This is a genomic window from Flavobacterium sp. (genome assembly GCF_023151265.1).
Taxonomy (GTDB): Bacteria; Bacteroidota; Bacteroidia; order Flavobacteriales; family Flavobacteriaceae; genus Flavobacterium.
In genome coordinates this window covers 1-5551 of record NZ_JAKLJH010000161.1, presented here as the reverse complement: position 1 = coordinate 5551, position 5551 = coordinate 1, and the positions used below count along the sequence as shown (strand labels likewise).

Annotated in this window: 6 protein-coding genes; 4 read left to right on the top strand and 2 right to left on the bottom strand. The window is 34.0% G+C overall.

The window, feature by feature from the left end:
* The coding region (gene recQ / locus L6Q46_RS12435; protein ID WP_291284571.1) for a DNA helicase RecQ at positions 1-1978 on the bottom strand (1978 nt) is incomplete at its 3' end.
* A gap of 85 nt (positions 1979-2063) precedes the next feature.
* On the opposite strand from recQ, the gene L6Q46_RS12430 reads away from it, so the two are divergent.
* The 4 genes from L6Q46_RS12430 to lptB all read left to right on the top strand — a co-directional run bounded on the left by L6Q46_RS12430 (position 2064) and on the right by lptB (position 5116).
* A complete protein-coding gene (locus tag L6Q46_RS12430; protein WP_291284570.1) occupies positions 2064-3029 on the top strand; it encodes a KpsF/GutQ family sugar-phosphate isomerase in 966 nt (321 codons plus the stop codon).
* Complete coding sequence (gene tatC, locus L6Q46_RS12425) at positions 3029-3850, top strand: twin-arginine translocase subunit TatC (RefSeq protein ID WP_291284569.1); 822 nt, start codon at positions 3029-3031, stop codon at positions 3848-3850. Before L6Q46_RS12430 ends, tatC begins: the two co-directional genes overlap by 1 nt.
* 4 nt (positions 3851-3854) lie before the next feature.
* Positions 3855-4208, top strand: coding sequence for a carboxymuconolactone decarboxylase family protein (locus L6Q46_RS12420; RefSeq protein WP_111566875.1), 354 nt, complete (start codon positions 3855-3857; stop codon positions 4206-4208).
* Positions 4209-4318: 110 nt separating this feature from the next.
* Positions 4319-5116: an LPS export ABC transporter ATP-binding protein gene (gene lptB / locus L6Q46_RS12415; RefSeq protein ID WP_291284568.1), complete on the top strand. Its 798-nt coding sequence runs from the start codon at positions 4319-4321 to the stop codon at positions 5114-5116.
* Positions 5117-5351: 235 nt separating this feature from the next.
* Here lptB and L6Q46_RS12410 read toward each other — a convergent pair.
* The coding region (locus L6Q46_RS12410; protein WP_291284567.1) for a GH25 family lysozyme at positions 5352-5551 on the bottom strand (200 nt) is incomplete at its 5' end.

The window sequence follows — 5551 nt, the reverse complement described above, 5'->3', positions numbered from 1 at the left end:
TCAACAAACCATCCATATCCAAACCTTTTGCTTTCGCGATATCATCTAAAGCTAGCTTTCTATCTACGTTCTGAATGATATACAACTTCAATCCAGAATTAGCTCCGGTAGATTTTACTACCAAATCATCTGGACGAATAATGTCGTTATCTTCTACATATCGATTGATTAAATCAACGAATGGTTTTCCGTATTTTTTAGCTTTTCCTTCTCCTACTCCATGAACATTACTCAGTTCATCAATAGAAATTGGATATTTTAATGCCATATCTTCCAAAGAAGGATCTTGGAAAATTACAAACGGTGGAACACCTAGTTTTTTTGCTTCTTTTTTACGTAAATCGCGTAACATTGCCATTAAAGCTTCATCTGCAGTTCCTGAAGATTTAGCTGCGGTTACGATTGCTTCGTCTTCTTCTTCGTTATATTCATGGTCTTCTGACATCATAAAAGAAACTGGCTTTTTAATGAAAGCTTCTCCCTTATCTGACATCTTTAACACCCCGTAAGTTTCAATATCTTTCGTTAACAAGCCATCTACTAGAACCTGACGAATTAAAGCCATCCAATATTTCTCATCAAAACTAGCACCACTTCCAAAATAAGATTGGGTATCAATTTTTTGAGCTTTGATAATCGCATTGACTTTACCTACAAGCGCTAAAACGACTTCTTTCGATTTGAATAATTGCTTCGTATCACGAACTACTTTTAACAAAGTAACCACTTGGTCTTGTGCTTCGACTTTCTTTTTTGGATTGCGAACATTGTCATCCATATCAGCACCTTCTCCGTTGACATCATCGAATTCTTCACCAAAATAGTGCAATAAGAATTTACGACGCGACATTGAAGTTTCTGCGTAAGCTACTACTTCTTGCAGCAGCGCAAAACCAATTTCTTGCTCGGCAACGGGTTTTCCAGAAAGGAATTTTTCTAACTTTTCAATGTCTTTATACGAATAGTAAGCCAAACAATGTCCTTCGCCACCATCACGACCAGCACGACCTGTTTCTTGATAGTAACTTTCTAATGATTTTGGAATATCGTGATGAATTACAAAACGTACGTCAGGTTTATCGATTCCCATACCAAAAGCGATAGTTGCAACAACAACTTCTACATCTTCCATTAAGAACATGTCTTGATGTTTCGCTCTCGTTTTAGCATCTAAACCCGCATGATACGGGACAGCACTAATACCATTGACTTGTAAAACTTGTGCAATTTCTTCCACTTTTTTACGACTCAAACAGTAAATAACACCTGATTTTCCTTTATGTTGTTTGATGAATCGAATGATATCCGATTCGATATTTTTAGTTTTGGTACGTACTTCGTAATATAAGTTAGGTCGGTTAAACGATGCTTTAAACGTGTTTGCATCTGGCATATCCAAGTTTTTCAAGATATCTTCTTGCACTTTTGGAGTAGCTGTTGCGGTTAAACCAATCATTGGCACATCGCCTAAAAGACGAACAATGTTTCTTAAATTACGATATTCAGGACGGAAATCGTGTCCCCATTCTGAAATACAGTGCGCCTCATCAATTGCAACAAATGATATTTTAACACTATTTAAAAACTCAATATACTCTTCTTTTGTTAACGATTCAGGGGCTACGTATAACAATTTAGTGATTCCCGAAGTAATGTCTTTTTTAACTTTGGCAATCTCGGTTTTATTTAATGAAGAATTCAAAACGTGAGCAATTCCTTGCTCTGAACTTAAGCTTCGAATGGCATCAACTTGGTTTTTCATCAGAGCAATCAGCGGAGAAACCACAATTGCAGTTCCGTCTAATACCAAGGCTGGCAACTGATAACAAAGCGACTTTCCACCACCAGTAGGCATAATCACAAAGGTATTATTTCCTGTGATGATACTTTTAACTACTTGTTCTTGAAGCCCTTTGAATTGGTTAAAGCCAAAATATTTCTTTAATTCTTTATGTAAATCAATTTCGTGTGGATTCATTCTCTATTAATATGATTTTACCTAAATTTGCAAACATAAAGATACGATTTTCTTTAATACACACAAATTTTTTAATATTTCTATTTTGAGCACAACTGAAACGATTTTAGCTACCGCAAAACGAACTTTACTTTCGGAAAGTAAAAGCATCGCAGATCTTGTAAATTACCTAGATGACGACTTTGCCAAAAGTGTTACCGAAATCTACAATACCAAAGGAAGGTTGGTTGTAACTGGAATTGGAAAAAGCGCTTTAATCGCTCAAAAGATTGTAGCCACTTTAAATTCAACGGGAACACCTTCTATGTTTTTACATGCTGCAGAAGCGGTTCATGGCGATTTAGGAATGGTGCAACCAGAGGATATTATCATTTGTATTTCAAAAAGCGGCAACAGTCCAGAAATTAAAGTATTGGCTCCGTTATTAAAACGTTTCGGGAATACCTTAATTGGGATGACGGCTGATAAAAATTCGTACTTAGGAAAAGAATCGCACTATATTTTACATGCGTATGTAGAAAGCGAAGCGTGTCCTAACAACTTAGCTCCAACCAACAGTACTACAGCTCAACTAGTCCTTGGTGATGCTTTAGCGGTTTGCTTAATGGAAATGCACAACTTTAAAAGTGAAGATTTCGCTGTCTATCATCCAGGTGGTGCTTTGGGGAAAAAATTATTATTGCGTGTAAAAGACATGTTAGATACTACTCACAAACCAATGGTAACTCCAGATGCTTCAATCAAAAAAGTGATTATGGAAATTTCCGAAAAACGTTTGGGTGTAACAGCGGTTATTGAAAATAATCAAGTAATTGGAATTGTTACGGATGGAGATATTCGTAGAATGCTAAACAATCGCGATACTTTTACCGATTTAACTGCGCAAGATATCATGACAAAAAATCCAAAAAATATCAATTCTAATATTTTAGTTTCGGAAGCGTTGGATATTTTAGAAAACAATTCGATTACGCAGTTAGTTGTAATTGATAACAACGAATACAAAGGAATACTTCACTTACACGATATTTTAAAAGAAGGAATCGTATAATGGCAGAAAAAAACATAAAAGAGATGTCGTTTTTAGATCATCTCGAAGAATTACGTTGGTTATTAGTAAGAAGTTCAGCAGCCATTATTTTGTGTGGAATTGTCGCTTTCTTTTTCAGTGATTTTATTTTCAATGAAATTATTTTTGGTCCAAAAAGTCCCGATTTTATTACTTACCAATTTTTTTGTGATTTAGGAAAACAATTTGACATGGCCGATACGATGTGTATTACCGAAATCAATCTTCCTATTCAAAATAGAGAAATGGGCGGACAATTTTCGATGCACATGTGGACATCCATTACGGTGGGATTTATTTTCGCCTTCCCTTTTATTTTATGGGAAATTTGGAAATTTATCAGTCCGGCATTATATGAAAAAGAGAAGAAATATGCAGCTTCGTTCATAATTGTTTCTTCTATTCTATTCTTTATTGGTGTTTTGTTTGGCTATTATTTAATTGCACCGTTATCCGTACAATTCTTTGCGAGTTATATCGTGAGTCCGGAAATTAGTAATTCGATTGATATTGATTCTTATATGAGTTTAATGAAAACATCAGCAATTGCTAGTGGATTATTATTTGAATTACCAATCATCATTTTCTTCTTAACAAAGATTGGATTAGTTACTCCTGAATTTTTAAGAAAATACCGAAAATACACTTTAGTAATCGTGTTAATTGTGTCTGCAGTCATTACACCACCAGATGTTTTGAGTCAAATTATCGTTACAATTCCGATTATGATTTTATATGAAGCTAGTATTTTAATTAGTGTTTTAGTGGTAAAAAGTCAAGAAAGAGAAAAATTAAAAGCATAAAAAAATGGCAGATTTAGTAAAAGAATTCAATGATTACCGTTCAAAAATGAACGAAAAATTATTAGCAGATAACAACAAAGTCATTAAAAGAATTTTCAATGTAGATACGAATGCTTACATGGAAGGTGCCTTAGACGTTAAAACCAAAGAATTATTAGGCTTAGTAGCTTCAGCGGTTTTACGTTGCGATGATTGCATCAAATACCATTTAGAAACCGCTTACAAAAACGGCGTTACTAAAGAAGAAATGATGGAAAGTATGGGAATTGCTACATTAGTTGGCGGAACCATTGTAATTCCTCATTTAAGAAGAGCGTATGAGTTTTGGGAAGCTTTGGAAGAACAAAGTTCGAAATAACAAATTCCAAAATCGAAGTTAAAAGTAGTAGTTCGTTGAATGTTTTTTGTTTATTTGCAGAGTAATTTCACTTATAAACTCATAAACTTCTAAACTCATAAACTAGAAAAATGAAATTAAGAGCAGAAAATTTAGTTAAAACCTATAAAAAAAGAAGTGTAGTAAAAGGGATTTCCGTTGAAGTAAATCAAGGGGAAATCGTGGGTTTATTAGGTCCAAATGGTGCCGGAAAAACCACTTCTTTCTACATGATTGTAGGTTTAGTAAAACCAAATAGCGGGAATATCTATTTAGACGATATGAATATTACGAATTTCCCAATGTACAAACGTGCACAAAACGGCATTGGTTATTTGGCACAAGAAGCTTCTGTTTTTAGAAAATTAAGTATCGAAGATAACATTTTAAGTGTTTTGCAATTAACTACGCTTTCAAAAGCTGAACAAGAAGCTAAAATGGAAGAATTAATTGCTGAATTTGCTTTGGAACACATTCGAACCAATCGTGGTGATTTACTTTCAGGTGGAGAACGTCGTAGAACAGAAATCGCTCGTGCTTTAGCAACTGACCCTAAATTTATTCTTTTAGACGAACCTTTTGCTGGAGTTGATCCTGTTGCAGTTGAAGATATTCAAAGAATTGTAGCTCAATTAAAAAATAAAAACATCGGAATTTTAATTACCGACCACAACGTTCAAGAAACTTTAGCGATTACTGATAAAACCTACTTAATGTTTGAAGGTGGAATTTTAAAAGCAGGAAAACCAGAAGAATTAGTAGCAGACGAAATGGTAAGACGTGTTTACCTTGGACAAAATTTCGAATTACGTAAAACAAAAATTGATTTTGATGCTCCAAAAACCACTATTGTTCACGGAAAAGGAGACTTAAATTTGAATAAAGAGTAGTTTTCTCGTTACACAAGGTTTAACGAAGTTTTGCACAAAGTCACACAAAGTTTTATTATTTACTATTGTATTCTTAGTTATTCAAGAGATGCATATCAGCATGACAAACTAGTCGTATAATCTGATGTGAATTATATGAACTTACAAACAATCAAAAAGAAAAACTATTGTGACTATGTGTTTTAATTAATTGCGCCCTTTGCGAAAAAACTTTGCGTCTTTGCGTTTAAAAAAATCATCGAATACACTTCAACAACAACTTATTTTTGTCACCATTAAAAATATTCACATCCACCATTCCTTCAATGCCTTGAATTTGTGCTTTTTCGGTGAATTGCCAAAACTGCCAATCGGATTCTAAATCATTTCTCCAAAAATTGTAATTGGCAATCCAAAGCGGATATTCTGAAAACTCTTTTTTTAAAAAATCGGTGT

What these genes read in the sequence shown, in the direction of transcription:
- tatC (WP_291284569.1), top strand. Translation starts at nt 3,029, where the DNA reads ATGGCAGAAAAAAACATAAAAGAGATGTCGTTTTTAGATCATCTCGAA.
- L6Q46_RS12420 (WP_111566875.1), top strand. Translation starts at nt 3,855, where the DNA reads ATGGCAGATTTAGTAAAAGAATTCAATGATTACCGTTCAAAAATGAAC.
- lptB (WP_291284568.1), top strand. Translation starts at nt 4,319, where the DNA reads ATGAAATTAAGAGCAGAAAATTTAGTTAAAACCTATAAAAAAAGAAGT.